The organism is Mycolicibacterium gadium (assembly GCF_010728925.1).
Classification (GTDB): Bacteria; Actinomycetota; Actinomycetes; order Mycobacteriales; family Mycobacteriaceae; genus Mycobacterium; species Mycobacterium gadium.
Genome location: NZ_AP022608.1, coordinates 5812577 through 5836830 on the forward strand (window position 1 = coordinate 5812577; position 24254 = coordinate 5836830).

Annotated in this window: 24 protein-coding genes and 2 tRNA genes; 18 read left to right on the forward strand and 8 right to left on the reverse strand. The window is 65.6% G+C overall.

Translation table 11 applies throughout. The features are described 5' to 3' along the window. Nucleotides 1–9: 9 nt before the first annotated feature. Both acpS and G6N36_RS28670 read left to right on the forward strand, forming a co-directional pair. Complete coding sequence (gene acpS, locus G6N36_RS28665) at nt 10–405, forward strand: holo-ACP synthase AcpS (RefSeq protein ID WP_163690167.1); 396 nt, start codon at nt 10–12, stop codon at nt 403–405. 53 nt (nt 406–458) lie between these two features. Further along, the gene (locus tag G6N36_RS28670) at nt 459–1805 is read left to right on the forward strand and encodes a dipeptidase (protein ID WP_163690168.1); all 1347 of its coding nucleotides are present in this window, start codon (nt 459–461) and stop codon (nt 1803–1805) included. Here the strand turns inward: G6N36_RS28670 and bcp are convergent. Further along, nucleotides 1782–2255: a thioredoxin-dependent thiol peroxidase gene (gene bcp, locus G6N36_RS28675; RefSeq protein ID WP_163690169.1), complete on the reverse strand. Its 474-nt coding sequence runs from the start codon at nt 2253–2255 to the stop codon at nt 1782–1784. The two genes, G6N36_RS28670 and bcp, sit on opposite strands and share 24 nt — an antisense overlap. A 113-nt stretch (nt 2256–2368) precedes the next feature. Between bcp and G6N36_RS28680 the strand changes: the two genes are divergently transcribed. After that, nucleotides 2369–2593 (forward strand): DUF3618 domain-containing protein, encoded by a 225-nt coding sequence (locus G6N36_RS28680; RefSeq protein WP_163690170.1) that lies wholly within the window; start codon nt 2369–2371, stop codon nt 2591–2593. An 11-nt stretch (nt 2594–2604) separates the two neighbouring features. Here the strand turns inward: G6N36_RS28680 and G6N36_RS29485 are convergent, their stop codons facing one another. Next, a complete protein-coding gene (locus G6N36_RS29485; protein WP_170311148.1) occupies nt 2605–2775 on the reverse strand; it encodes a hypothetical protein in 171 nt (56 codons plus the stop codon). 427 nt (nt 2776–3202) lie between these two features. Between G6N36_RS29485 and G6N36_RS28685 the strand changes: the two genes are divergently transcribed. After that, nucleotides 3203–4534 (forward strand): PP2C family protein-serine/threonine phosphatase, encoded by a 1332-nt coding sequence (locus tag G6N36_RS28685; protein WP_163690171.1) that lies wholly within the window; start codon nt 3203–3205, stop codon nt 4532–4534. A 42-nt stretch (nt 4535–4576) separates the two neighbouring features. Here the strand turns inward: G6N36_RS28685 and G6N36_RS28690 are convergent. Next, nucleotides 4577–4652, reverse strand: a tRNA-Lys gene (locus G6N36_RS28690). Nucleotides 4653–4798: 146 nt separating this feature from the next. Here G6N36_RS28690 and G6N36_RS28695 point away from each other — a divergent pair. After that, nucleotides 4799–6019: a L,D-transpeptidase gene (locus G6N36_RS28695; RefSeq protein WP_163690172.1), complete on the forward strand. Its 1221-nt coding sequence runs from the start codon at nt 4799–4801 to the stop codon at nt 6017–6019. A gap of 45 nt (nt 6020–6064) precedes the next feature. Here G6N36_RS28695 and G6N36_RS28700 read toward each other — a convergent pair. Then, nucleotides 6065–6137 (reverse strand) — tRNA-His (locus tag G6N36_RS28700). A 31-nt stretch (nt 6138–6168) separates the two neighbouring features. Continuing rightward, entirely contained in the window at nt 6169–6816 is a 648-nt protein-coding gene (orn, locus tag G6N36_RS28705) for an oligoribonuclease (RefSeq protein ID WP_083125776.1), read from the reverse strand. A 26-nt stretch (nt 6817–6842) separates the two neighbouring features. Between orn and G6N36_RS28710 the strand changes: the two genes are divergently transcribed. Continuing rightward, nucleotides 6843–8438 (forward strand): helicase HerA-like domain-containing protein, encoded by a 1596-nt coding sequence (locus G6N36_RS28710; protein ID WP_163690173.1) that lies wholly within the window; start codon nt 6843–6845, stop codon nt 8436–8438. Here the strand turns inward: G6N36_RS28710 and cmrA are convergent. Beyond that, nucleotides 8435–9241 (reverse strand): mycolate reductase, encoded by an 807-nt coding sequence (gene cmrA, locus G6N36_RS28715; protein ID WP_163690174.1) that lies wholly within the window; start codon nt 9239–9241, stop codon nt 8435–8437. The two genes, G6N36_RS28710 and cmrA, sit on opposite strands and share 4 nt — an antisense overlap. Before the next feature lie 25 nt (nt 9242–9266). Here cmrA and G6N36_RS28720 point away from each other — a divergent pair, with 25 nt between their 5' ends. Then, complete coding sequence (locus G6N36_RS28720) at nt 9267–10586, forward strand: MFS transporter (protein ID WP_163690175.1); 1320 nt, start codon at nt 9267–9269, stop codon at nt 10584–10586. On the opposite strand, the gene G6N36_RS28725 is transcribed toward G6N36_RS28720, so the two are convergent. Beyond that, nucleotides 10583–11377, reverse strand: coding sequence for an MmpS family transport accessory protein (locus tag G6N36_RS28725; RefSeq protein ID WP_163690176.1), 795 nt, complete (start codon nt 11375–11377; stop codon nt 10583–10585). The genes G6N36_RS28720 and G6N36_RS28725 overlap by 4 nt on opposite strands. A gap of 127 nt (nt 11378–11504) precedes the next feature. Here G6N36_RS28725 and G6N36_RS28730 point away from each other — a divergent pair, with 127 nt between their 5' ends. The 3 genes from G6N36_RS28730 (at nt 11505) to G6N36_RS29490 (ending at nt 13884) form a co-directional block, all read left to right on the forward strand. Further along, complete coding sequence (locus G6N36_RS28730) at nt 11505–13382, forward strand: alpha/beta hydrolase family protein (protein WP_163690177.1); 1878 nt, start codon at nt 11505–11507, stop codon at nt 13380–13382. Nucleotides 13383–13479: 97 nt separating this feature from the next. Further along, nucleotides 13480–13689 (forward strand): hypothetical protein, encoded by a 210-nt coding sequence (locus G6N36_RS30040; RefSeq protein WP_163690178.1) that lies wholly within the window; start codon nt 13480–13482, stop codon nt 13687–13689. Between the two features lie 39 nt (nt 13690–13728). Continuing rightward, the gene (locus G6N36_RS29490) at nt 13729–13884 is read left to right on the forward strand and encodes a DUF6131 family protein (RefSeq protein ID WP_170311149.1); all 156 of its coding nucleotides are present in this window, start codon (nt 13729–13731) and stop codon (nt 13882–13884) included. Here G6N36_RS29490 and G6N36_RS28740 read toward each other — a convergent pair. Continuing rightward, complete coding sequence (locus G6N36_RS28740; protein WP_163690179.1) at nt 13881–14516, reverse strand: SACE_7040 family transcriptional regulator; 636 nt, start codon at nt 14514–14516, stop codon at nt 13881–13883. The genes G6N36_RS29490 and G6N36_RS28740 overlap by 4 nt on opposite strands. A 96-nt stretch (nt 14517–14612) precedes the next feature. Here G6N36_RS28740 and G6N36_RS28745 point away from each other — a divergent pair, with 96 nt between their 5' ends. From G6N36_RS28745 to G6N36_RS28780, 8 genes are all read left to right on the forward strand, one after another. After that, nucleotides 14613–16163, forward strand: a complete 1551-nt coding sequence (locus tag G6N36_RS28745) for a carboxyl transferase domain-containing protein (RefSeq protein WP_163690180.1) — start codon at nt 14613–14615, stop codon at nt 16161–16163. Nucleotides 16164–16168: 5 nt separating this feature from the next. Further along, nucleotides 16169–18166 (forward strand): acetyl/propionyl/methylcrotonyl-CoA carboxylase subunit alpha, encoded by a 1998-nt coding sequence (locus G6N36_RS28750; RefSeq protein ID WP_163690181.1) that lies wholly within the window; start codon nt 16169–16171, stop codon nt 18164–18166. Further along, the gene (locus G6N36_RS28755; protein WP_163690182.1) at nt 18163–19323 is read left to right on the forward strand and encodes an acyl-CoA dehydrogenase family protein; all 1161 of its coding nucleotides are present in this window, start codon (nt 18163–18165) and stop codon (nt 19321–19323) included. The genes G6N36_RS28750 and G6N36_RS28755 overlap by 4 nt, the downstream gene beginning before the upstream one ends. After that, nucleotides 19320–19820 carry a MaoC family dehydratase gene (locus tag G6N36_RS28760; protein ID WP_163690183.1) on the forward strand — a complete coding sequence of 167 codons (501 nt, stop codon included), beginning with the start codon at nt 19320–19322 and terminating at the stop codon, nt 19818–19820. Before G6N36_RS28755 ends, G6N36_RS28760 begins: the two co-directional genes overlap by 4 nt. After that, nucleotides 19820–20638 carry an HpcH/HpaI aldolase/citrate lyase family protein gene (locus G6N36_RS28765; RefSeq protein WP_163690184.1) on the forward strand — a complete coding sequence of 273 codons (819 nt, stop codon included), beginning with the start codon at nt 19820–19822 and terminating at the stop codon, nt 20636–20638. The genes G6N36_RS28760 and G6N36_RS28765 overlap by 1 nt, the downstream gene beginning before the upstream one ends. 235 nt (nt 20639–20873) lie before the next feature. Beyond that, a complete protein-coding gene (pdhA, locus tag G6N36_RS28770) occupies nt 20874–21983 on the forward strand; it encodes a pyruvate dehydrogenase (acetyl-transferring) E1 component subunit alpha (RefSeq protein WP_163690185.1) in 1110 nt (369 codons plus the stop codon). A 1-nt stretch (nt 21984) separates the two neighbouring features. Beyond that, complete coding sequence (locus G6N36_RS28775) at nt 21985–23073, forward strand: alpha-ketoacid dehydrogenase subunit beta (RefSeq protein ID WP_163690186.1); 1089 nt, start codon at nt 21985–21987, stop codon at nt 23071–23073. After that, entirely contained in the window at nt 23070–24254 is a 1185-nt protein-coding gene (locus G6N36_RS28780; RefSeq protein ID WP_163690187.1) for a dihydrolipoamide acetyltransferase family protein, read from the forward strand. Before G6N36_RS28775 ends, G6N36_RS28780 begins: the two co-directional genes overlap by 4 nt.

Sequence of the window (24254 nt, forward strand, 5' to 3'; positions counted from 1 at the left end):
TTCTTGCGCATGGCGGTAGTGGGTGTGGGGATCGATCTCGTCTCCATTCCCGACTTCGCCGGACAGGTGGACCAGCCGGGAACGGTGTTCGCGGAGACGTTCACGCCCGGCGAGCGGCGTGACGCCGCCGACAAGAGCTCGTCGGCGGCGCGGCACCTGGCGGCGCGCTGGGCCGCCAAGGAGGCGGTGATCAAGGCGTGGTCGGGGTCGCGGTTCGCCAAGCGGCCGATGCTGCCGGAGGGCATTCACCGCGACATCGAGGTCGTCACCGACATGTGGGGCCGGCCCAAGGTGCGCCTCACCGGCGCTATCGGCGAACACCTGAAGGACGTGATCATTCACGTGTCGATGACCCACGAGGGTGACACTGCGGCAGCGGTCGTCATATTGGAGTCGCAAACCTAACGGGCCAATCTGCGTTTGCTCACCAAGGATTGGCGACCAGCTAGCCTCGAAGGGTGAGCGATCTCGTGCAGCAGGTGCGCGACGTGTTGCCGTCGGTGCGCCGCGACTTGGAAGACCTCGTGCGTATCGAATCGGTGTGGGCCGATCCGGCCCGTCGTGGTGAAGTACAGCGCAGCGCCGATGCAGTGGTAAAGCTGTTGTCGGACGCGGGCTTCAAGAATGTGCAGATCGTCAGCGAGGGCGGCGCCCCCGCAGTCATCGCCAGGCATCCGGCGCCGCCGGGAGCGCCCACCGTGTTGCTCTATGCCCACCACGACGTTCAGCCCGAGGGTGACCACACGCAGTGGAACTCGCCTCCGTTCGAGCCCACCGAGCGCGACGGACGCCTCTACGGACGCGGCACGGCCGACGACAAGGCCGGCATCGCAACGCATCTGGCGGCTTTCCGGGCCCACCGTGGCAACCCGCCCGTCGGCGTCACGGTGTTCGTCGAGGGGGAGGAGGAATCGGGCTCGCCATCGCTGTCCCGACTGCTGGCCGCACACCGTGAGACGCTGGCGTCCGACGTGATCGTCATCGCCGACTCGGACAACTGGAGCACCGAGGTGCCCTCGCTGACGGTGTCGCTACGGGGTCTGGCCGACTGCGTGGTCGAGGTCGCGACGTTGGATCACGGCCTGCACTCGGGGTTGTGGGGTGGCGTCGCCCCCGATGCGCTGACGGCCCTGGTGCGGCTGCTGGCCAGTCTGCATGACGATGAGGGCAACGTCGCCGTCGAGGGATTGCACGAAGCTGCCGCTGCGGACGTCGACTACCCACCGGCGCGGGTGCGCGCGGAGGCCGGCCTGTTGGACGGGGTCCGCGAAATCGGTTCCGGGTCGGTGCCGCAACGACTTTGGGCCAAACCGGCGATCACGGTGATCGGTATCGACACCACGCCGATCGACAAGGCGTCGAACACGTTGATTCCGCGGGCGCGGGCGAAGGTCAGCATGCGTGTCGCACCGGGCGGCGACGCGGAGGAGCACCTTGCGGCCCTGACCCGTCACTTGGAGCAGAACGCGCCATGGGGGGCGCAGGTGACCGTCACCCCCGGCGACGTCGGCCAGCCGTACGCCATCGACGCCACCGGAGCCGTCTATGACGTTGCCCGCGCGGCGTTCCGGCGGGCTTGGGGCGCCGAGCCCGTCGACACGGGTATCGGTGGGTCCATTCCGTTCATCGCCGAGTTCGCCGAGGCGTTCCCATCGGCCACAATCCTGGTCACCGGCGTGGAAGACCCCGCAACACAGGCGCACAGCGTCAACGAGAGTCTGGACCTCGGGGTGCTCGAGCGTGCTGCCACCGCCGAGGCGCTGCTGCTGGCGAACCTGGGTTCAGACGGAAAGGTCGCGACGTAGCTTGGCCACGTGACCGGTGGCGCGGACGTTGTACTGCGCCTCGGCGATCTTGCCCTTCTCGTCGACCACGAACGTCGAACGAATAACGCCCTGAACGGTTTTGCCGTACATCATCTTCTCGCCGTAGGCGCCCCACGCCGTGAGGACCTCGCGGTCGGGATCGGACAGCAGCGGGAAGGTCAGCTTCTCCTTGTCGCGGAACTTGGCCAGCTTCTCGGGCTTGTCGGGGGAGATGCCGATCACGTCGAGTCCGGCTCCGTTGAGTTCGCCGAGGCTGTCCCGGAAGTCGCACGCCTGCTTGGTGCAACCCGGTGTGGAGGCGGCAGGGTAGAAGTACACGATGACCTTGCGCCCCTTGTAGTCGGAGAGCTTGACGGTGTTGCCGTCGGCGTCAGGCAGGCTGAACGCGGGGGCTTTGTCGCCCACCTCGAGTCGCGGAGTCTGTGACACGTGAGCGGATCCCCTCTCATGGACCGGTGCACTTCGATTGATGCGAGCTGATCTAGGGTAGTTCCGCAAGGCACCGGAGTTGGAGCAGGGCTTGACGCGTATGGGAGATGGATGTGGCGGACCGCGACCCCGACACCATCAAGCAGGAGATCGACCAGGCTCGCGACCAGCTGGCGCTGACGGTCGACTCCCTGGCTGAGCGTGCCAACCCGCGTCGGCTGGCGGACGACCTCAAGGCCGGGTTGATCCAGTTCGTCAAGAAGCCGCCGGTGGCCATCTCGCTGGCAGGTGTGGGAACTGTGGTGATCGTGCTCGTCGTGCGCCGTATCAGGCGCTGAGGCTGCTCAGTTCAGCGCCGGCGGCCGGAGCGGAACAGGTCCGAGAACCACGAGCTCGGCGGATTGGCGACACGGCCGATACGGCTGCAGTTGTACACCGCGACCGGGCCCTGTCCAGTTACGTCGTCGTCGCCGTGCGCGCCGTGCGCACCAGCTCCGAACGCTGCGCCAATCTGCGCCATCAGCTAATTCCCTGTCCTTCGGTTCCCGCTGTGAACCATGGGCCGGTGCCCTCGTCGTCAGCTAACGCGGACTCTAGCATCATTGCCACTCTTTTGGCAGCTTAAACCGGGGAAGCCTGTGGAAAGGGTTACCTCCGCAACGATCATCTGCGCTGCGCACGCCCGAGGATCACTGGATTTCTGTAATTTCCAGCACACATGTCGCGGGCAAGCTTGGAAGGGTGCTGGATATTTACGCAAACGAAAGCCGCAACCGTCCGAATGTGGTAGACCGAGGAACGGCCTCCGCGATACGCGGTGCGGAATGCGGCGTTGCGGGAGTATTGCCGTGGAGCCTCGCCGTTTATGCAACATTGGAGTGTTGACGGCGCCAGGCGCCGATTACCCGGCGAATGACTCCATCTGGTGGGTCAGTGAGGGGGGCGGCATGGAGGCTCAGACTTTTCCGGTCAGGTTGGTCACCGAGAGCGGCGAATTCAACGACACCGACTATGCCCGTGGGATGGCGCGATTGGTGCAAGCGGTCCAGGAACTGTCGCTGGCACGAAGCCTGCCGGAGGTGCAGCGCATTGTCCGTACCGCGGCTCGCGAACTCACCGGCTGCGACGGCGCAAGTTTCGTGTTGCGCGACGATGACAAGTGCTACTACGCCGACGAGGATGCGATCGCCCCGCTGTGGAAGGGCAGCCGGTTTCCCCTGGAGGCCTGTGTCAGCGGCTGGGCGATGCTCAACCGCGAATCGGCGGTGATCCCGGATATCTACAGCGATGCCCGCGTACCCCACGAGGCGTACCGGCCCACATTCGTGAAGAGCCTGGTGATGGTTCCCATCCGCAAGCTCGAACCGATCGGGGCGATCGGCAACTACTGGGCGCGTCCGCGGCAGCCCTCCGAGCAGGAGGTCTCCCTACTGCAGGCCCTAGCCGATGCGACGTCGATCGCCATGGAAAACGTGCAGGTCTACTCCGAACTTGAACAACGGGTCTACGACCGAACGGTCGCGCTGGAGCAGGCCAACGAGGAGATCCGTCACAGCACCGCTCTCCTTACCGCGGGCCTGGACAGCGCATCAGCCTATGTCTCGTCGATCCTGCCGGGTGAACTGGAAGGACCGGTACGAGTGTCCTCGCGCTACCTGCCATCCCAGCAGCTTGGTGGGGACAGCTTCGACTATCGGTGGGTTGACGACGATCACCTGATCGCCTACCTGATCGACGTCTCCGGGCACGGTATCGGCCCGGCACTGTTGTCGGTGTCGGTGCACAATCTGTTGCGCTCGGGCTCCCTGCCCACAAGCACACTGCTGGCCCCTGATCAGGTGCTGGCCGAACTCAACCAGCTCTTCAAGATGGACGAGCACGACGGGAACTACCTGACGATGTGGTTCGGGGTGTACGAGTTGTCCTCGCGCACGCTTCGCTACGCCAGCGCGGGTGCACCCCCGGCGATTGCCGTTGGTCCCGATGCCACCAGCACCCAGTTGTCCACCGGTGGAAAACCTCTCGGGATGTTCGATGATGCCGTCTACGCCTCGCGCAGCTACCCGGTGTCGCCGGGCTGCCGCATCCTCCTCTATAGCGACGGTGCCTATGAGGATGCCTGCGTCGACGGCCGTCCGTTGTCCCCGACGGAGTTCAAAGACCTGTTCACCCGGCTGCGCGATTCGTCGCTCGACGTCCTTGTCGAAACACTGCGGGGTTACACGCCGTCGGGCACCTTCACGGACGACTGTTTACTCGTCCGACTGGAATCCGACTGACGACGCCGGCGCTTGCGGCACCAGGCCGCGACAGGGATTCACTGGTGCGCCGTCAGGGTTTCGAACCCCGGACCCGCTGATTAAGAGTCAGCTGCTCTACCAACTGAGCTAACGGCGCTGCGTGTGAGACGATAACAGGCCGCGCGGCGCGCGCGAAATCGTTACTCGCCCGCCGCTGGAGAGCGACGCTGTCGTCGCGCCGCGGGTCGTCGATGCCCTTAGACTATTCCCAGAGATTCTTCTATTCGTGAGGTGGAGCAAACAATGTGGCAGGTCAGATCCGTGGCCGGTCCGCGTCGCAATCGTCGATGGCTGACCGTCATCGCGCTCATTCCCGCAATCGCGCTTGGGCTGTCGGCGTGTAGTAGCAGCTCCGCGCCGCCGCAGCCTCAGGTCATCGCCGACAAAGGCACACCGTTCGGTGACCTGCTCCTTCCCAAGTTGGCCTCGACGGTCAAGGACGGGGACGTGGGGGTCAGCGCGGCGTCGCCGGTGACCGTCGGCGCCGAAGACGGCGTGCTCGGCGCGGTCTCCATGGTCAATGAAGACGGTGAGCCCGTGCAGGGCAAGCTGAGTAAGGACGGCCTCCAGTGGGCTACCGCCGAGCCCCTCGGTTACAACAAGCGCTACACGCTGACAGCTGAGGCGCTCGGCTTGGGCGGTGCCACCTCCCGGCAGATGACGTTCGAGACGCACTCGCCGGAGAACCTCACGATGGCCTATGTGGTGCCCAGCGAGGGCGAGGTCGTCGGTATCGGTCAGCCGGTGGCCGTTCAGTTCGACGAGAACATTCCGAACCGCCTGGCCGCCCAGCAGGCCATCAAGATCACGACCACGCCGCCTGTCGAAGGCGCCTTCTATTGGCTGAACAACCGCGAAGTACGTTGGCGGCCCGCGAATTACTGGAAGCCGGGCACCAAAGTCGAGGTGGCGGTCAACACCTACGGCGTCGACTTGGGCGACGGTCTGTTCGGCCAGGAGAACATCACCACGCACTTCTCCATCGGCGACGAGGTAATCACCCGCATCGACGACAACACCAAGACGATGACGGTGACGCGCAACGGCGAGGTCATCAAGACCATGCCCGTCTCGATGGGCAAGAACAGCACGCCGACCAACAACGGCACCTACATCGTCGGTGACCGCCGCTCCCACATGGTGATGGATTCCTCGACCTACGGCGTGCCGACGAACTCACCCAACGGCTACCGCACCGAGGTCGACTGGGCCACCCAGATCTCCTACAGCGGCATTTATGTGCACGCCGCACCGTGGTCGGTGGGTAGCCAGGGCTACAGCAATGTCAGCCACGGGTGCATCAACGTGAGCACGAGCAACGGGCAATGGTTCTACAACAACTCCAAGCGCGGCGACATCGTGGAGATAAACAACACAGTCGGCTCGATCCTCCCGGGCACCGAAGGCCTTGGCGACTGGAACATTCCGTGGAGCCAATGGAAGTCGGGCAACGCGAGCGTCTGAGCGACCAAAAAAGTCAGGGAGCGGAATCGCTCCCTGACTTGTTTGGGTGGCTGACGGGACTCGAACCCGCGACAGCCAGGATCACAACCTGGTGCTCTACCAACTGAACTACAGCCACCATCGCCGCAGCATCTGCGGCGTCGTCGATACTAGCCGCTCGGGCGCTCTGCAGCCGAATCGATATCCGCAGAGTCGCCGTTCGGCGGGCCCAACTGGCCGGCGATCGCGGCGATATCACTGGTCGAGGGCCCGGGCGGGGCGACGAAAGCCGTCTGACGGTAGTACTTGAGCTCGCGGATCGACTCGTGAATGTCGGCTAGGGCGCGGTGGGCCAGACCCTTTTCGGGCTGGCCGAAGTAGATCCGGGGATACCAGCGCCGGCACAGTTCCTTGATCGAGCTGACGTCGATCATGCGGTAGTGCAGGAAGTCGTCGAGCTTGGGCATGTCCCGCGCGATGAACCCACGATCGGTGGCGATCGAGTTGCCGGCCAGCGGAGCCGTCTTGGCCTGCTTGACGTGCGTGCGGATGTAGTCGAGGACGAGTTCTTCGGCGGCCGCCATATCGACCGTCGACGCTCGCACCTCCTCGGTCAGGCCCGATCGGGCGTGCATGTCCCTGACCACATCGACCATAGACGTCAGTGCCTCGTCGTCGGCGTGGATCACGACGTCTATGCCCTCGCCCAGGATGTTGAGGTCGGCATCGGTCACCAGCGCCGCGATCTCGATGAGCCGGTCGGTCCCCAAGTCGAGGCCGGTCATCTCACAGTCGATCCACACGAGTTCGTCACGCACAGCGCTCAACAGTACTGTTTGCGACCATGACCAACGCGTCGAGCGTCACTGGAGCCCAACAAATCGCCGCCGGTTACGCGTTCGAGGGCCCGGCCCTGGAGCTGGGCACGGTCGTCGTCGACGGCCTCTGCGATCCGACCGCGCGGGTCCGCATTCCGTTGGCCACCGTCAATCGGCACGGCCTCGTCGCGGGCGCCACCGGTACGGGTAAGACCAAATCGCTGCAGGTGATGGCCGAGCAGCTGTCCGCGGCCGGTGTGCCCTGCCTGATGGCGGACATCAAGGGGGACTTGTCGGGCCTGTGTGCACCCGGCGAGCCGAACGACAAGACCGCGCAGCGCGCCAAAGACACCGGCGACGACTGGACGCCTACCGCCTACCCGGTGGAGTTCTTGTCGCTCGGCACCGCCGGAATCGGGGTCCCGGTGCGGGCTACGATCTCCAGTTTCGGCCCGATTCTGTTGTCAAAAGTGTTGGGGCTCAATCAAACCCAAGAGTCCACGCTGGGGTTGATTTTTCACTGGGCCGACCAGAAGGGCCTGCCGCTGCTCGACCTCAAGGATCTGCGTGCGGTGATCCAGTTCCTCACCGGCGACGAGGGCAAGCCCGAACTGAAGGCGCTCGGCGCGGTGTCCAAGACCACGGCCGGCGTCATTCTCCGGGCCCTGGTCAACCTCGAGGCCGACGGTGGCGACACGTTCTTCGGTGAGCCCGAACTCGAGCCCGAGGACCTGATGCGCGTCGATGCGCAGGGCCGCGGCGTCATCACGCTGCTCGAGGTCGGTGAGCAAGCGGCGCGACCGGTGATGTTCTCGACGTTCCTGATGTGGGTGCTCGCCGATCTCTTCACGACGCTGCCCGAGGTCGGTGATCTCGACAAGCCGAAACTGGTGTTCTTCTTCGACGAGGCCCACCTGCTCTTCAGCGACGCGTCCAAGGCCTTCCTCGAACAGGTCGAGCAGACCGTCAAGTTGATCCGCTCCAAGGGCGTCGGCGTGTTCTTCTGCACCCAGCTGCCGACCGACGTGCCCAACGCCGTGCTTTCGCAGTTGGGCGCGCGGGTTCAGCATGCGCTTCGCGCGTTCACCCCCGATGACCAGAAAGCGCTGTCGAAGACGGTGCGCACGTACCCGAAAACGAAGGTCTACGACCTGGAGACGGCGTTGACGTCGCTGGGCATCGGCGAAGCGATCGTCACCGTGCTTTCGGAGCACGGCGCACCGACACCGGTGGCGTGGACCAGGATGCGGGCCCCGCGCTCGCTGATGGACACCGTCGGGCCCGAGGCGATCGCTGCGGCCTCGAAGGCCAGCCCGCTGCAGGCCGAGTACGGCCAGACGATCGACCGCGACTCGGCCTATGAGCGGCTGTCGGCCAGGATGGCGCCGCCAGAACCGTCCGCGCCGGCGGCCGACCCGCAGCTGCCGCCGCCGCTTCCGGTCGACGTCGGGGGAGCGACGGCATCAGGCGAGGTGAAGAGTCGTGGGACTGCCGAACCCGGGATGCTCGAGAAGGTGATGGACAGTCCGGCGTTCAAGAGTGCGATGCGCTCGGCGGGCACGGTGATCGGCCGCGAGATCACGCGCAGCATCTTCGGCACGGGCCGTCGCCGCAGGCGCTAGCCGCCGCCGAGCTTCTTGTAGACGGCGCCGACGATCGGCGTCACGATCGCGCGCGGCGTGTAGCCGGCGCCGACCGACATCGCCTTGCTGGTGATACCGGGAACGATGCGCATCTTGTTGCGCTCCAAGCCATCCAGCGACAGCTTGGCGGTGTACTCGGTGGAGATCCACAAGAAGTCCGGGATCAGCTTCTCGACGAGCGACTGTTCGGTCTCCGACGGGAGCGTTTCGCGCACCGGTCCGGGAGCGAGCAGCGTGACGTGCACGCCGTCGCGCTTGAGTTCACCGCGCAGCGACTCACTGAACGTGTTGACGAACGCCTTACTCGCCGCATAGGTGGCGTTGTTCGGTATCGGCGAATTGCCGGCGGCGGAACCGGAAATCAAGATCCCACCGGCCTTGCGCGCCACCATTCCCGGCAATACCGCGAGCACAAGGTCGTGCACGCCAAGGACATTGAGTTGCACCTGGGCCTGCTCGCCGTCGGTGGGCAGGGACGCGACGGGTCCGAACGTCGCGGTCCCCGCGTTTGCGCACAGGATCGAGATGTTTCGGACGGCCAATTCTTCACAGAGCTTCCCGCGTTCGGCGGGATCGGCGAGGTCGACGGGACGCACCTCGACCGTCACGCCGTACTGGCCGCTGATCCGGTCTGCCAGCGTCCGCAGAACGTCTTCGCGGCGGGCGGTGATGATCAGGTGGTGCCCGCGCGCGGCGAGCTCGAGGGCCAGAGCTTCGCCGATATTCTGCGATGCGCCGGTGACGACGGCTCGGGCATCTTCGCTGGGAGCAGGTACTGGCATGGGCCGGACTATATCGTGAGGCCCCATGAGCGAACTGACGTCGTCCGCGCCGACGGTGCGACGGTCGCAGATCCTCTCCTGGGCGGTATGGGACTTCGGCTCGACGGGGCTGAACGCGGTCGTGGTCACGTTCGTGTTCTCGATTTACCTCACCAACGCCGTAGGCGACGGACTGCCGGGCGAAATCAGCGCGACGAGCTGGCTCGGGTGGGCGCTGGGTGCTGCCGGTCTGGCCGTCGCACTGCTGGCCCCCCTCACCGGCGTGTGGGTTGAAACACCGTGGCGACGACGGCGTGCGCTGGCCGCCCTGAGCGTGATGTCGGTCGTGTCCACCGTGGCGATGAGCGTGGTCCGCGAGGACTGGCGCTACTTGGCGCTGGGTCTCTTCCTGGTGGCTGCCACCTCGGCGTGCAACGACCTGGCGAGCGTGCCGTACAACGCCATGCTGCGCCAGCTGTCCACTCCCCGGACCTCGGGTCAGATCTCCGGATTCGGTATCGGCTTAGGCTATTTCGGTAGCGTCGTTTTGCTCTTGGTGGTCTATTTCGGATTCGTTTCCGGCGACGGTGATCACACCGGTCTGTTGAATCTGCCCAGCGCCGACGGCCAAAACGTCCGCGCCGCCATGATCTTCACCGCCGTCTGGTTCGCGCTGCTCGCCCTGCCGGTTCTCATCCTCGTCCCCAGCCCGAAGCCGGACGTCGGGGTGCCGGCCCAGGCACGCGGTTTCTTCAGTGGATATCGAAAACTGTGGACCGAAATCCGCAGCGAATGGCGCAGAGATCCCCACGTCGTCTACTACCTGATCGCCAGCGCGGTGTTCCGTGACGGACTCACCGGTGTGTTCGCCTTCGGCGCCGTGCTCGGAGTCAAGGTCTACGGCGTCTCCTCGGCCGACGTGCTGTTGTTCGGGGTGAGCGCCAGCATCATCGCCGCCATCGGCGCGATCATCGGGGGCTACCTCGACGACAAGATCGGCGCCAAGCCGGTGATCGTCGGCTCGCTGGCGTCGATGATCGTGGTCGGTCTCATCCTGATGACGCTGTCGGGCGTCCTGGCGTTCTGGATTTGCGGGCTTTTGCTGTGCTTGTTCATCGGGCCGACGCTGTCGGCCGCCCGGACGCTGATGCTGCGCATGTCGGCCGAGGGTAAAGAGGGCGTCGCCTTCGGTCTGTACACCACGACCGGCCGAGCGGTGTCCTACCTGGCTCCGGTGTTGTTCTCGACGTTCATCGCCATCTTCGGTACCGACCGCGCGGGCATCGGCGGCCTCGTCGTGGTGCTCTTGGCGGGGATGCTGGCGATGCTGGTGGTGAAGACGCCGGGCCGGGTGCCGGCGACCTAGCCGATCGGGGCGCAGATCGTCAGGCCCGCACCGGTGCGCTGCTCGAGTGTGACGCCGTTGACCGAGATCGAGCAGGTCACTTCGCGGCCGACGTTGATGATGCTGATGCTCGCGGAAGCGTCTGCAGGCTCGGCCAATTGGACTTCCTTGCTCCACGGCAGCATGACGTTGAACTCCGTTTGCAGCAGCCCACCGTTGTCCACGTAGGTGATGTTGATGGCCCGGCCATCACCGGTGACGTCGTAGACCACGGTCTCGGTGGGACCGGCTGGGGTGGAGCCCGTGGTGGTGGGCACGGTGGGCAGGGTCGGTGGCGGGGTCGCCGGAGCCGAGGGTGTGCGCGACGTGGTCGTCGACGGGGTTCGGGTCGTCGTGGTGGGCTCGGTCAGCGACGGCGGCGGCGCGACGACGGTCTCCTGACGGGAGCTGTTGTCGTAGACGACGACCAGTGCGATCACCAGGCCGATGACGGTCAACACCGCCGTCGCGGCCAGCACCCACAGCCAGCGGGGTGACTTCGGCTCGTCCGGCGGTTGTCCGGCGCCGTCGGGCGGATACTGACCGCCGCCGTACGGGTCGTACTGGCCGGTTGAGTAGGGGTCGTAGCCGTAGGGCAACTGCTCGGTCGGGGGCGGCGCTGAGGGGGTCTGATAGGTGGGGCCGTACGGCGCCTGGCTCGCATATGCGGGATCGGGTTGGCCCTGATAGCCGCCGTCGGACGGCTGCGCCGGGTTCGGTCCGTAGCCGGAGCCCGACTGCTCATCACGGCCGCGGTGTGGTGAATCGGTCATGCCCACCTCATGGCTGCGAGGGTACCTGTGCAGGCGCTCAGTCTGCCCTCAAGGCAAGGGTTCGGTCCGCCGGCACTGTCGCGATCGCCACGTTTACCGCCCACGACCTCGGTTTACTCTGGTTCCGATGGCTGAGCAGGTTCGTCGCGTCTACGGGGCATCGATGTCGCCCGACGCCACCGCGTTCGCACACATAGTCGACGACGGCGGGTACCCGCGCGCCGTGCAGCGGTTCCTGCGTGGCTGGCGGGCAAGTTCCTCTCGTGACGTCGAATTGCCTGTCGAGGGTCCGGTGAATCGGGTCATGCATTCCGCGGACGGATACTGGCTCGCGTGTGAGGTGGCACCCGAGGGTGGGTCTCGAAGCCAGATCTGGGTGGTGACAACCGATCCCGACGACCGCGACGCTCGCCGCATCGACAAGTGGCCCTCCGGAGCCGCCGAAGGCAACGCAGAACTGATCGGTTGGGACGGCACCCGGGTCGCGGCGATCCTGACGGGTGATGACGGTGTCGGCAGCTCGTGTCTGATCGATCCGGCCGACGGGATCACCGTGGTGCTCGACCGGCGGTCGGGCGGCAGGCTGGTCGACGCGTGGGCGGGGTCCGCACTCGTGCGGGTCGGGCCGCGCGGCTACCGCGACCTCATCATGTTGCGCGGATCTACCGAAATCGCTTTGCTGCCCTACGATCCCGGTTCGACCACCGACAAGGGAATCATCCTCGACGACCACGTTCCGCGCCGTCTGCGAGCTGGTCTGGAGGGCGAGTCTTACGAGCTGTATCAGCCGTCGACCGCGACCGGGCTCACCGGCACCGAAGGGTATGTGCGTGCGCTGATCCGCAGCGAGAACGGCGCCGAACATGCCCGGCTGCTCGAGGTCACCACCACCGAAGACGGCGTGGCGTATCAGGTCATCGCCGAGCGACCCGGATACGAACTCGACGAGTTCACCGTCAGCGACGACCTGTCTACCGTGGCAATACTGTGGAATATCAACGGTGCCAGCGAATTACAGATACTGGAACTCGCCGACTACACGGCATACCCGCCGATTCCACTACCCGGCATGGTGGCCGGTGAGCTGAGCATCAGCGCCGGCGGGTCGATGCTGGCGATGACGGTCGAAAGCCCGTCAATGCCTGCCACTGTCGAACTGGTCGATCCCCGTACTCGCGAATGGGAGCCCGTCGACCGTGAGCCGAGTCTCGGTCCGGTGTCAGCCGATCCGACGCTGGAGACCATTACGGCGCGTGACGGTCTGACGCTCACCGGCTGGCTGTTCCGGCCACCCGACGGGATCAGGCCGATAGGCGCGATGCTGTTCCTGCACGGCGGGCCCGAAGGTCAGGGCAGGCCCGGCTACAACGAGTTCTTCCCGCCCCTGCTCGAGGCAGGCATTTCGGTCTTCCTGCCGAACGTGCGCGGTTCAGGAGGATTCGGCCGTTCCTTCATGCATGCCGACGACAGAGAGAAGCGATTCGCGGCCATCGACGATGTCGCGGATGCGGTGAACTTCCTGGCCCAGAACGGTCATGCGCATCCCGATCGCATCGCATGCTGCGGTTGGTCATACGGCGGCTACCTGACGCAGGCTGCGCTCACCTTCCATCCCGAACTGTTTGCCGCGGGCATCAGCATTTGCGGCATGAGCGATCTGAACACGTGGTACCGCAGCACCGAGCCGTGGATCGCCGCCGCCGCCTACCCGAAGTACGGTCATCCCGTCAGCGACCGCGACCTGCTCGAGGAACTGTCACCGCTGCAGCGAGTGGATGCGCTGACCGCGCCGCTGCTGCTCGTCCACGGCGCCAACGACACCAACGTCCCCCCGGACGAGTCGCTGCAGATGTACACCGCTTTGAAGGCACGTGGGCGCACCGTCGAACACCTGGTATTCGATGACGACGGCCACGAGATCGACAAGCGGGAAAACCGCGCCGTGCTGGTCAAGGCCATGTGCGACTGGCTCTCCACAGCTTTCTCCCCGCGACGGGAACCGTAGCCGGATCGTTGCCATTCCCAGGTTTGGGAGAATTTTCTGCCGGGTAAACACGCTGCGTGCGCGCCGATTTGGGGCGCAAAAAGAATGGAGGCGCAGCATGCGAGGCGGTGGGCTTCTCGGCGTTCTAGTGCTCATCTGGTTGTTGATCGGCGCTTTTGCGGCGTATCAGCGTGGTTATTTCGAAACTGGCGCAACCAATTGCGCGACCGCGGGAAGCATTGCTCTGACCGTTGTCGTTGGCCCGTTGAACTATGCGGGCGTCAACCCGAAGGTGACGGATTGCAACGTTCCGCAACCTAGCCAATAGCCTGCTGGCAGTTGGCATCTCGAGAGAATTGGAGTCACGATGATTATCCTTGGAATCATCCTTGCGGTACTCGGTTACATCTTCGGCATCAGTGTTCTGACGACGATCGGGGTCATCCTGGTCGTGATCGGCGCCGTCTTCTGGATCCTCGGTTCGGTCGGACGTCCCGTCGGTGGCCGTAGAGCCTGGTATTAACCGCTCGCGGTCCCCGCGGCCGAGGTCAGCGCAGCAACCGTCATTGCTCGAAGGACGGCACGCTCGCTGGCCTCGGCCCTTTTCGTGGCACTGGGTTTTACCGAATGCGGGGTCGAATTCAGCAAGCCGAACGTCGCATGCGCCATCAGCCGGGCTTCGTCTTCGCGCACCGACTTGTTCAACTGCCGCAACACATCTACCCAGATCTCGACATATTGTCGCTGGGCTTTCCGGACCTGCCGTTTGGCGTTGGGTGGAAGGTTCGAGAGGTCGCGGTCCTGGATGCGGATCAGGTCCGATTCGCCGAGTGCGAAGTCCAGGTGAAAGTCGACCAGCCCGTCGAGCGCGGACCGCGCATCGTCAGCCCGCGCGACGACCTCGGTCGCCCCGGCCAGCAGGCGCGTGCTGATTCCCACCAGTAATTCGACGAGCAGTGCTTCTTTGTTGGGGAAGTGGCGGTAGATCGCCGGTCCGCTGACGCCCGCGGCGGCGCCGATGTCCTCCAGTCGCACCGCGAGATATCCCCGCTCGGCCACCAATCGTTCGGCCGCAGCGATCAATTGAGATCGGCGGTCGGATTTGGCCTTGCTGCGGCGCGTCGCAGCCAGATCAGGCACCGAAGTGGAGGCCATCGACACACTCCAAACGCGCTGGTGGACATTTCGGTTAATCGTGACTAACATACCACGAGTTAGTCGTCATTAACTCAACTGAACGGGTTTTCTGCGATGACAACGCGGATTTCGCATCGCGAGGAGCACCTCGAGCTGGTGGGTCGATTGCGCGCCAAGCTCGCCGCTGCGGCGCTCGGTGGCCCCGAACGTGCCCGCGAACGCCACGTCAGCCGGGGCAAGCTGCTGGCGCGCGACCGCGTCGACGGCCTCTTGGACGCCGGTAGCCCATTTCTCGAACTGACACCGCTTGCCGCAGACGGAATGTACGACGACGAGTGCCCCGGTGCGGGCATGATCGCCGGCATCGGACGCGTCTCGGGACGCGAGTGCGTGATCATCGCCAACGATGCGACCGTCAAAGGTGGCACCTACTACCCGATCACCGTCAAGAAGCACCTGCGCGCACAGGAGGTTGCCGGACAGAACCGACTGCCGTGCATCTATCTGGTCGACTCGGGCGGGGCATTCCTGCCCCGTCAGGACGAGGTGTTCCCGGACCGCGAGCACTTCGGCCGCATCTTCTACAACCAGGCCAACCTGTCTGCCCAGGGCATTCCGCAGATTGCTGCGGTGCTCGGCTCATGCACGGCCGGTGGCGCGTATGTGCCGGCGATGAGCGACGAGGCCGTGATCGTCCGAAATCAGGGCACGATCTTCCTCGGCGGTCCGCCGCTGGTGAAGGCCGCGACCGGCGAGGTCGTCACCGCAGAAGAACTCGGCGGTGGCGATCTGCACTCCAAAACCTCCGGTGTCACGGACCACTTGGCACACGACGACCGCGACGCGTTGCGCATCGTGCGCCGCATCGTCGGCACGCTGGGCCCGCGCGAGCCCCTGCCGTGGGATGTGCGGCCGACGGTGGACGGGGTCGCCGACCAGACGGAACTGTACGACGTGGTGCCGGTCGACTCCCGTGTGCCGTACGACGTCCACGAAGTGATCACCCGAATCGTGGACGGCGCAGAGTTCGCCGAGTTCAAGGCCGAGTACGGCAGCACGTTGGTGACCGGGTTCGCCCATATCCACGGTCACCCGGTCGGCATCATCGCCAACAACGGGGTGTTGTTCAGTGAGTCGGCCCTCAAGGGTGCACATTTCATCGAGCTCTGCGACAAGCGCAGTACGCCATTGTTGTTCCTGCAGAACATCTCCGGATTCATGGTGGGCCGTGACTACGAGGCCGGGGGCATCGCCAAGCACGGCGCGAAGATGGTCACCGCGGTTGCCTGCGCCAGGGTGCCGAAGCTGACCGTCGTGATCGGCGGTTCGTACGGCGCAGGGAACTACTCGATGTGCGGGCGGGCGTATTCGCCGCGCTTTCTGTGGATGTGGCCGAACGCGAGGATTTCGGTGATGGGTGGCGAGCAGGCCGCCTCGGTGCTTGCGACGGTGCGTGGCGACATGACTCCCGAGGATGAGGAGAAGTTCAAGGCGCCAATTCGTCAGCAATATGAGGATCAGGGCAACCCCTACTATTCGACCGCGCGGCTGTGGGACGACGGCGTGATCGATCCTGCGGACACCAGAGCCGTTCTCGGCCTTGCACTTTCGGTGGTCGGACAGGCTCCGCTGGAGCCGGTCTCCTACGGCGTGTTCCGGATGTAGATACGATGCCTGCCAAAGAATTAGCTACAGTCCTCATCGCCAACCGCGGTGAGATCGCCGTCCGCGTGATCCGCACACTGCGAGCGATGGGAATCCGTTCGGTCGCGGTGTTCAGTGACGCCGACGCCGGCGCCCGTCACGTCGCCGAAGCCGATGTGGCCGTGAACATCGGGCCTGCCGCCGCCCGGGAGAGCTATCTCGACATCGACGCGGTGGTCGCGGCGGCCCGGCGCACCGGGGCGCAGGCGGTGCACCCGGGTTACGGGTTTCTCTCGGAGAACGCACAATTCGCTGCTGCCCTGCAATCCGCGGGTATCGTGTTCATCGGCCCACCCGTCGGGGCGATCGAGACGATGGGCGACAAGATCGCCGCCAAGGCCGCGGTATCGGCATTCGGTGTGCCCGTCGTTCCCGGTGTGTCACGGCCCGGCCTCACCGACGCAGACCTGATCGCCGGTGCCGACGAGGTCGGATACCCGGTCCTGGTGAAGCCGTCCGCGGGCGGCGGCGGCAAAGGCATGCGGGTCGTGCGTGAACCGACGGAATTGGCGGCCGCGCTGACCAGCGCGCGCCGCGAGGCCGCGTCGGCCTTCGGTGACGACACCCTGTTCCTCGAGCGGTTTGTGTTGAACCCGAGGCACATCGAGGTGCAGGTGCTCGCCGACGGCTTCGGCAATGTGGTGCATCTGGGTGAACGCGAATGCAGCCTGCAACGCCGCCATCAGAAGGTGATCGAAGAGGCGCCTTCGCCACTTCTGGATGCGGTCACTCGCGCCCGCATCGGCGCCGCGGCCTGCGATACGGCCCGCAGCGTGCAATACACCGGCGCGGGCACCGTCGAGTTCATCGTGTCCGCCGACCGGCCGGACGAGTTCTTCTTCATGGAGATGAACACCCGGCTGCAGGTCGAGCACCCGGTGACCGAAATGGTCACCGGCGTCGACCTCGTCGAACAACAGGTGCTCATCGCCGCGGGGCACAAGCTGCCGTTCAGCCAGGACGACATCACTTTGACCGGGCACGCCATCGAGGCGCGCGTGTACGCCGAGGACCCCGGCCGTGGCTTCCTGCCGACCGGCGGCACCGTGCTGGGTGTTGCCGAGCCCGGTGGCCGCGGGGTGCGCGTCGACTCCGGGCTGAAAACCGGCACCGTGATCGGTAGCGACTACGACCCGATGCTGTCGAAGGTCATCGCGCACGCCGAGAACCGTGCCGGTGCCATTCGCGCCCTCGATACGGCCCTGTCGCAGACCGCTGTCCTCGGTGTCGTCACGAACATCGAGTTTTTGCGTTTTCTGCTGGCTGATCCAGACGTCGTCGCCGGGGACCTCGACACCGGTCTGCTCGACCGCCGTATGCCGGACTTCGAGTCCGCGGAGCCGAGTGACCGTGAGTTGATCGCCGCGGCCGCCCACAAGTGGCTGCGCGCCTGGCCCGACCCGGTCACCGACCTGTGGGCGGTGCCGTCGGGATGGCGGCTTGGAGAGCCCGCGCCGACGGTGCTTCGCCTGCATTGCGGTGACCGCACCGATCACGTCTACCTGACCGGGATCCCGGCGAACGCGACCGCGGTTGTCGAGGACGGTGAATCTCACGTGCTGTCAGCGTCTCTCGACCGCGACGTGCTCACGATTACCCTGGATGGGCTGCGAACCGACTACATGGTCGCGGCCGTCGACGGGCGGACCTGGCTGTCCGGCCACGGGCACACCGCCGTCGTCGACGAGGTTCGGGAAGCACCCGTGCGTCCGGACGACGAACTGGGCGGCGACGCCGAGCTGACCAGCCCAATGCCGGGGTCGGTTGTCGCCGTGGGTGTTTCCGCCGGTGACGCGGTCGAGGCCGGAACCGTCGTAGTGACCGTCGAGGCCATGAAGATGGAACACGCACTGACCGCCCCGGTCGCAGGTGTGGTCGAGCTACTCGTGGCCGTCGGCGACCAAGTCAAGGTGGGTCAGACGTTGGCCCGGATCACCGCTAGTGAGAAAGCAGAACAGGCATGAGCGATTTTCTGGCGACGGGCATGCTGCCCGATCACTATGAGCAGCTGGCCAAGACGGTCCGCGACTTCGCGCAGAGCGTGGTGGCGCCCGTCGCCGCCAAACACGATGAAGAGCACTCGTTTCCGTACCAAGTCGTCGCCGGCATGGCCGATATGGGGTTGTTCGGCCTGCCGTTCCCCGAGGAATACGGCGGCATGGGCGGTGACTACTTCGCGCTCTGCCTGGCGCTGGAGGAACTCGGCAAGGTCGATCAGAGCGTGGCCGTCACGCTGGAGGCCGGAGTTTCGCTGGGCGCCATGCCGGTGTACCGCTTTGGCAACGAGGAGCAGAAGCAGCAGTGGCTGCCGTTGCTGGCGAGCGGCAAGGCGCTCGGTGCGTTCGGCCTGACCGAGGCCGGTGGCGGCACCGATGCGGGCGCGACGAAGACCACGGCCAAGCTCGACGACGGGCACTGGATAATCAACGGCTCCAAGCAGTTCATCACCAACTCGGGGACCGACATCACCAAGCTCGTCACCGTCACGGCGGTCACGGGGCAAACGGACCGTAGGAAAGAGATCTCGTCGATCCTGGTGCCCGTGCCGACACCGGGTTTCACCGCAGAGCCGGCGTACAACAAGGTCGGATGGAATGCGTCCGACACCCACCCGCTGAGTTTCGACGACGTGCGGGTACCGCAGGAGAACCTGCTCGGTGAGCGGGGCCGCGGTTACGCCAACTTCCTGCGCATCCTCGACGAGGGCCGCATCGCCATCGCCGCGTTGTCGGTCGGCGCCGCGCAGGGTTGCGTCGACGAATGCGTGAAGTACGCCAAGGAGCGGGAGGCGTTCGGTCAGAAGATCGGCGCCCACCAGGCAATCGCGTTCAAGATTGCTCGCATGGAGGCGCGTGCACACTCCGCCCGAACTGCGTACTACGACGCGGCGGCCTTGATGTTGGCTGGCAAGCCGTTCAAGAAGGCCGCGGCAATCGCCAAGCTGGTGGCCAGCGAGGCGGCCATGGACAACTCCCGCGATGCCACGCAGGTGTTCGGCGGCTACGGCTTCATGAACGAGTATGCGGTCGCACGTCACTACCGCGACAGTAAGATCCTCGAAATCGGCGAGGGCACAACGGAGGTGCAGCTTATGCTGATCGCACGCGAGGCCGGCCTGTGAGTGGACGAGAAGAGTCCAAGAAAGTCATTGTCCAGCGCGGTCTGTGGTTCGAGGAGTTCGAAACCGATGTGCTGTACCAGCACCGGCCGGGGAGGACCATCACCGAGGCGGACAACGTCCTGTTCACCACGCTGACGATGAACACCCAGGCGCTGCACCTGGATGCTGCGTTCTCCGATGCGCTGCCTCCGTTCAACCAGCGGTTGGTCAACTCGATGTTCACGCTGTCGACTCTGGTCGGGTTGTCGGTGGCGCAGCTGACGCAGGGCACGATCGTCGGAAACCTCGGCTTCGGTGAAGTCGCGTTCCCGAAGCCGCTGTTCCACGGCGACACGCTGTACGCCGAGACCGAGATCACCGAGAAGCGCGAATCGAAGAGCAGGCCGGGGGAGGGCATCGTCACCTTCTCCCACGTCGGCCGCAATCAGCACGGCGACATCGTGGCGACCGCGTCCCGCAAGACCATGGTGCGCAAGCGGCCCGAGGGAGCAGCCTGATGTCGTTGGGCAACAACGGGCCGGGCTGGCTGTTCTGTCCGGCCGATCGACCCGAACGATTCGAGAAGGCAGTCGCCGCAGCCGATGTCGTGATCCTCGACCTCGAGGACGGGGTTGCCGCCAAGGATCGCGAAGCCGCGCGCCAGGCGCTGATCGACACCCCGCTGGATCCGGCGCGCACGGTGGTCCGGATCAACCCGAGCGCGACGCCGGACCATCAACTCGACCTCGATGCATTGGCACGCACCGACTACACGGTCGTGATGCTGGCGAAAACCGAATCACCCCGCCAGGTCCGCGATCTGGCGCCGCGTGAGGTGGTTGTGCTGATCGAGACGCCGCTGGGGGCAATCGAAGTCAACGAGCTGGCCCGCATGGAGAATGCGTTCGCCGTGATGTGGGGTGCCGAGGATCTTTTCGCGGCCACCGGCGGTACCGCCAATCGCTGGCCCGACGGCAGCTACCGCGATGTGGCGAAGCATGTGCGGTCGCAGAGCCTGCTGGCGGCCAAGGCGTTCGGAAAGCTGGCGTTGGACTCGGTGTATCTCGACATCAAGAATCTCGACGGGTTGCGCGCCGAGAGCGACGATGCTGTCGCCGTCGGATTCGACGCCAAGGTCGCCATCCATCCGTCCCAGGTCGCGGTGATCCGGTCCGCGTACGCGCCGACCGACGAACAGGTCGACTGGGCGCGTCGGGTGCTCGAGGCGGCGAACTCGCAGCGCGGTGTCTTCCAGTTCGACGGCCAGATGGTCGACATGCCGGTGTTACGGCGGGCCGAACGCATCATGGCCCTCGTTCCGGACAATCCCGCCTAAGCGCAGGCGACACGTCCCCGCTCCCGATCGGGAGGGCAGGGTTCTGATCCGCGGCGAGCGCATAATGGTAAATGCCCCAGTACTGCGGCGAGCAGAGCGCATCGTTTTCGTTGGCTCCACACCCCGGCAGCCAGCGGTCGAACCCCCCACCAGGGGTTCTGCTCCGATCGTCTCCGTGCTGAGCACCTCAGTCGCCTGACGGCGCGACCCGCCGTCAGTGACCCTAGGAGGCGGTATGGCAGGGATCGACGCGACCCCGCGGACGCACACGTCACGACTTGGCGTCGAGCTGGACCCGATACAGCTGGTGGCTCCCGACGGGACGCCCACTGCCGAGTCCCGATACCGAAGAGACCTCCCGCCCGAGACCCAGGCCTGGCTCTACGAGTCGATGGTCGTCACCCGCGAACTGGACACCGAGTTCGTCAACCTGCAGCGACAGGGTGAGCTGGCACTGTTTGCATCCTGCCGCGGTCAGGAGGCCGCGCAGATCGGAACCGCAGCCTGCCTGCCCAAGACCGACTGGCTGTTCCCGCAGTACCGAGAGATCGGCGCGTTTCTGCTGCGCGGACTCACACCGGCGCAGATGGGAGCGGTCTGGCGCGGCAAATGGCACGGGGGGCTCGGGTTCACCGAGAAGTGCGTCGCGCCGATCTCGATCCCGATCGGAACCCAGGGTCTGCATGCGGTCGGCGCGGCGATGGCGGCGCAACGGCTGGGCGAGGATTCGGTGACCTTGACGTTCATGGGCGACGGCGCCACCAGCGAAGGCGACGCGCACGAGGCGCTGAACTTCGCGGCGGTGTTCAACGCGCCATGCATCTTCGTTGTGCAGAACAACCACTGGGCGATCTCGGTCCCGGTCCACCGGCAGCAGGCCGGACCGTCCATCGCCCACCGCGCCATCGGCTACGGGATGCCCGGAGTTCGGGTCGACGGCAACGACGTGCTGGCCTGTTACGCCGTGGCGGCCGAGGCCGCCAAACGCGCCAGGGGCGGTGGCGGCCCGACGCTAATCGAGGCGATCACCTATCGGATGGGTCCGCACACCACCTCCGACGACCCCACCCGTTACCGGTCCGACGAGGAACTCGATTACTGGGCGGCGCGCGACCCGATTCAGCGCTACCGGACGTACCTGCAGTCGGTAGGTGTGTGGAGCGAGCGGCTCGAGGAGCGGGTTGCCGCCAAATCGAAGCGATTACGCGCCGAGCTGCGGGAGTCGATCGTCGACGCCGACGATTTCGACATCACCGACGTGTTCGACACCGTCTACCACGACATCACCCCGGACCTGCTGGCGCAGCGAGAACAGGTGCTGGCGGAGATCGCGAAGGAGGCCTGACATGACTCAGATCATCGAGCGGCCGACGTTCCACGGGGACGACGAACCGCGCCGACCGTTGGGGGCACCTCCCACCCGAAGGGTAGGGGGACTGACCACCGTGCCGGACGCCCCGACGCTGACCATGGCCCAAGCGATCAACCGCGCCCTGCACGACGCGATGGCGACCGATGAGCGTGTGCTCGTGTTCGGCGAAGATGTCGCCACCCTCGGCGGTGTCTTCCGGGTCACCGAGGGACTCACTGAAACCTTCGGTGAGCAAAGGTGTTTCGACACTCCGCTGGCGGAGTCGGCGATCATCGGCATCGCGATCGGCATGGCGATCCGCGGCTTGGTACCCGTTCCGGAGATTCAATTCGACGGGTTCGCCGCGCCGGCGTTCGACCAGATCGTCAGCCATCTCGCGAAGTACCGGATGCGAACCCGCGGTGACATCGAGATGCCGGTGACCATCCGGATCCCGTCGTTCGGCGGGATCGGGGCCGTCGAACACCATTCGGAGTCGACCGAGAGCTACTGGTTGCACACCGCGGGTTTGAAGGTGGTGGTGCCATCGACCCCGACCGACGCGTACTGGCTGCTGCGACAGTCGATCACGTGCCGCGATCCGATCGTCTTCCTCGAACCCAAACGCCGGTACTGGTCACGTGAGCCCGTCGACACCGTCACCCCGGGCCTGCCGATCGGGCGTGCGGCGATCCGGCGTAGCGGAGACGATGTCACGGTGGTGACCTATGGACCCCTGGTCGCCACGGCCGTCAGCGCCGCCGAACTGGCGGCGCAGCACCATGGTTGGAGCATCGAGGTCGTCGACCTGCGGTCGCTGAACCCGCTGGACTTCGATTCGGTCGCCGAATCGGTGCGGCGCACCGGTCGCGCTGTCGTCATGCACGAGGGGCCGCGGACGCTGGGCTTCGGTGCCGAACTCGCGGCGCGCATCCAGGAGGAGTTGTTCTACGACCTCGAGGCACCGGTCTTGCGCGCGACCGGATTCGACACCCCGTTCCCGCCCGCCCGGCTGGAGAAGCTGTGGCTACCGGGCGTCGACCGGCTGCTGGATTGCGTCGAGCGGACGCTGGAGGCGCCATGACTCCCCAGGTGCGGGACTTCCTCGTTCCTGATCTCGGTGAGGGGCTGGAGGACGCGACGATCACGAGCTGGAGCGTCGCGGTCGGCGACACCGTCGAGCTCAACCAGACGCTGTGCACGGTCGAGACCAACAAGGCCGAGGTGGAGATCCCGAGTCCGTTCGCCGGGCGGATCACCGAGCTCGGCGGCGGCGAGGGTGAAACGCTGGATGTCGGTGCGGTGCTAGTCCGTATCGAGACGGATACGCCGACGGTTGTGGAGACCAAGCGTAAACCTGTCCTTGTCGGCTACGGCGCCGACGACGAGATGGACGAAACAAGGCGAACCCCGCCGTCCACGTCGACCCGACCACGCGCGAAGCCTCCGGCGCGAAAATTGGCATCGGAGCTGAACGTCGACCTCAACGCGCTGGTGGGCTCGGGCGCCGACGGTGTCATCACCCGCGAGGACGTCTTGGCGTCGGCGGGCCGGTCCGCACCGAGCCCCGACATGGTGGCGGTGCGTGGTGTGCGGGCGGAGATGGCCCATCGAATGTCGCTGTCGCGCAGGGAGATACCCGATGCTCATGCCAGCGTACAGGTCGACGGGACGAACCTGGTGCGGCTGCGCGACCGGATGTGTGACCAGTTGGGTGACGACGTGCCGATCACACCGTTCGTACTCACGTTGCGGCTGTTGACGATTGCGCTCACCCACCACCAGAACCTCAACGCGACATGGGTGGATACCACCGAAGGTCCGCAGATCCATCTGCATTCCGCGGTGCATCTGGGATTCGGTGTCGCGGCACCGCGCGGCCTGCTGGTGCCCGTCGTCAAGGACGCCCAGGACAAGACGACCCGCGAGCTCGCCGACGTGGTCGCCCGGCTGATTCGGGACGCGCGGTCCGGCACGCTCATGCCGACCGAACTGCAGGGCTCGACGTTCACGGTGTCCAACTTCGGCGCGCTCGGGCTCGACGACGGCGTCCCGGTCATCAACTATCCGGAGGCGGCGATCCTCGGGATGGGCTCGCTGAAGCCGCGCCCCGTAGTCGTCGACGGAGAAGTCATGGCGCGCCCGACGATGTCGCTCACGTGCGCGTTTGACCATCGCATCATCGATGGCGCGCAGGCCGCCGCATTCTTGGCCGAATTGCGCGGCCTCATCGAGGCGCCCGAGCTGGCGCTGCTGGACCTCTAG

Coding starts and splice junctions, on each gene's coding strand:
- G6N36_RS29485 (WP_170311148.1), bottom strand. CDS start 2,775: ATGGCGCAGATTGGCGCAGCGTTCGGAGCTGGTGCGCACGGCGCGCAC.
- G6N36_RS28695 (WP_163690172.1), top strand. CDS start 4,799: ATGTGGCAGGTCAGATCCGTGGCCGGTCCGCGTCGCAATCGTCGATGG.
- G6N36_RS28725 (WP_163690176.1), bottom strand. CDS start 11,377: ATGACCGATTCACCACACCGCGGCCGTGATGAGCAGTCGGGCTCCGGC.
- G6N36_RS28720 (WP_163690175.1), top strand. CDS start 9,267: ATGAGCGAACTGACGTCGTCCGCGCCGACGGTGCGACGGTCGCAGATC.
- G6N36_RS28780 (WP_163690187.1), top strand. CDS start 23,070: ATGACTCCCCAGGTGCGGGACTTCCTCGTTCCTGATCTCGGTGAGGGG.
- G6N36_RS28710 (WP_163690173.1), top strand. CDS start 6,843: ATGACCAACGCGTCGAGCGTCACTGGAGCCCAACAAATCGCCGCCGGT.
- G6N36_RS28740 (WP_163690179.1), bottom strand. CDS start 14,516: ATGGCCTCCACTTCGGTGCCTGATCTGGCTGCGACGCGCCGCAGCAAG.
- G6N36_RS28765 (WP_163690184.1), top strand. CDS start 19,820: ATGTCGTTGGGCAACAACGGGCCGGGCTGGCTGTTCTGTCCGGCCGAT.
- G6N36_RS28775 (WP_163690186.1), top strand. CDS start 21,985: ATGACTCAGATCATCGAGCGGCCGACGTTCCACGGGGACGACGAACCG.
- pdhA (WP_163690185.1), top strand. CDS start 20,874: ATGGCAGGGATCGACGCGACCCCGCGGACGCACACGTCACGACTTGGC.
- cmrA (WP_163690174.1), bottom strand. CDS start 9,241: ATGCCAGTACCTGCTCCCAGCGAAGATGCCCGAGCCGTCGTCACCGGC.
- G6N36_RS28750 (WP_163690181.1), top strand. CDS start 16,169: ATGCCTGCCAAAGAATTAGCTACAGTCCTCATCGCCAACCGCGGTGAG.
- G6N36_RS28685 (WP_163690171.1), top strand. CDS start 3,203: ATGGAGGCTCAGACTTTTCCGGTCAGGTTGGTCACCGAGAGCGGCGAA.
- G6N36_RS28755 (WP_163690182.1), top strand. CDS start 18,163: ATGAGCGATTTTCTGGCGACGGGCATGCTGCCCGATCACTATGAGCAG.
- G6N36_RS29490 (WP_170311149.1), top strand. CDS start 13,729: ATGATTATCCTTGGAATCATCCTTGCGGTACTCGGTTACATCTTCGGC.
- acpS (WP_163690167.1), top strand. CDS start 10: ATGGCGGTAGTGGGTGTGGGGATCGATCTCGTCTCCATTCCCGACTTC.
- G6N36_RS28730 (WP_163690177.1), top strand. CDS start 11,505: ATGGCTGAGCAGGTTCGTCGCGTCTACGGGGCATCGATGTCGCCCGAC.
- G6N36_RS28745 (WP_163690180.1), top strand. CDS start 14,613: ATGACAACGCGGATTTCGCATCGCGAGGAGCACCTCGAGCTGGTGGGT.
- G6N36_RS30040 (WP_163690178.1), top strand. CDS start 13,480: ATGCGAGGCGGTGGGCTTCTCGGCGTTCTAGTGCTCATCTGGTTGTTG.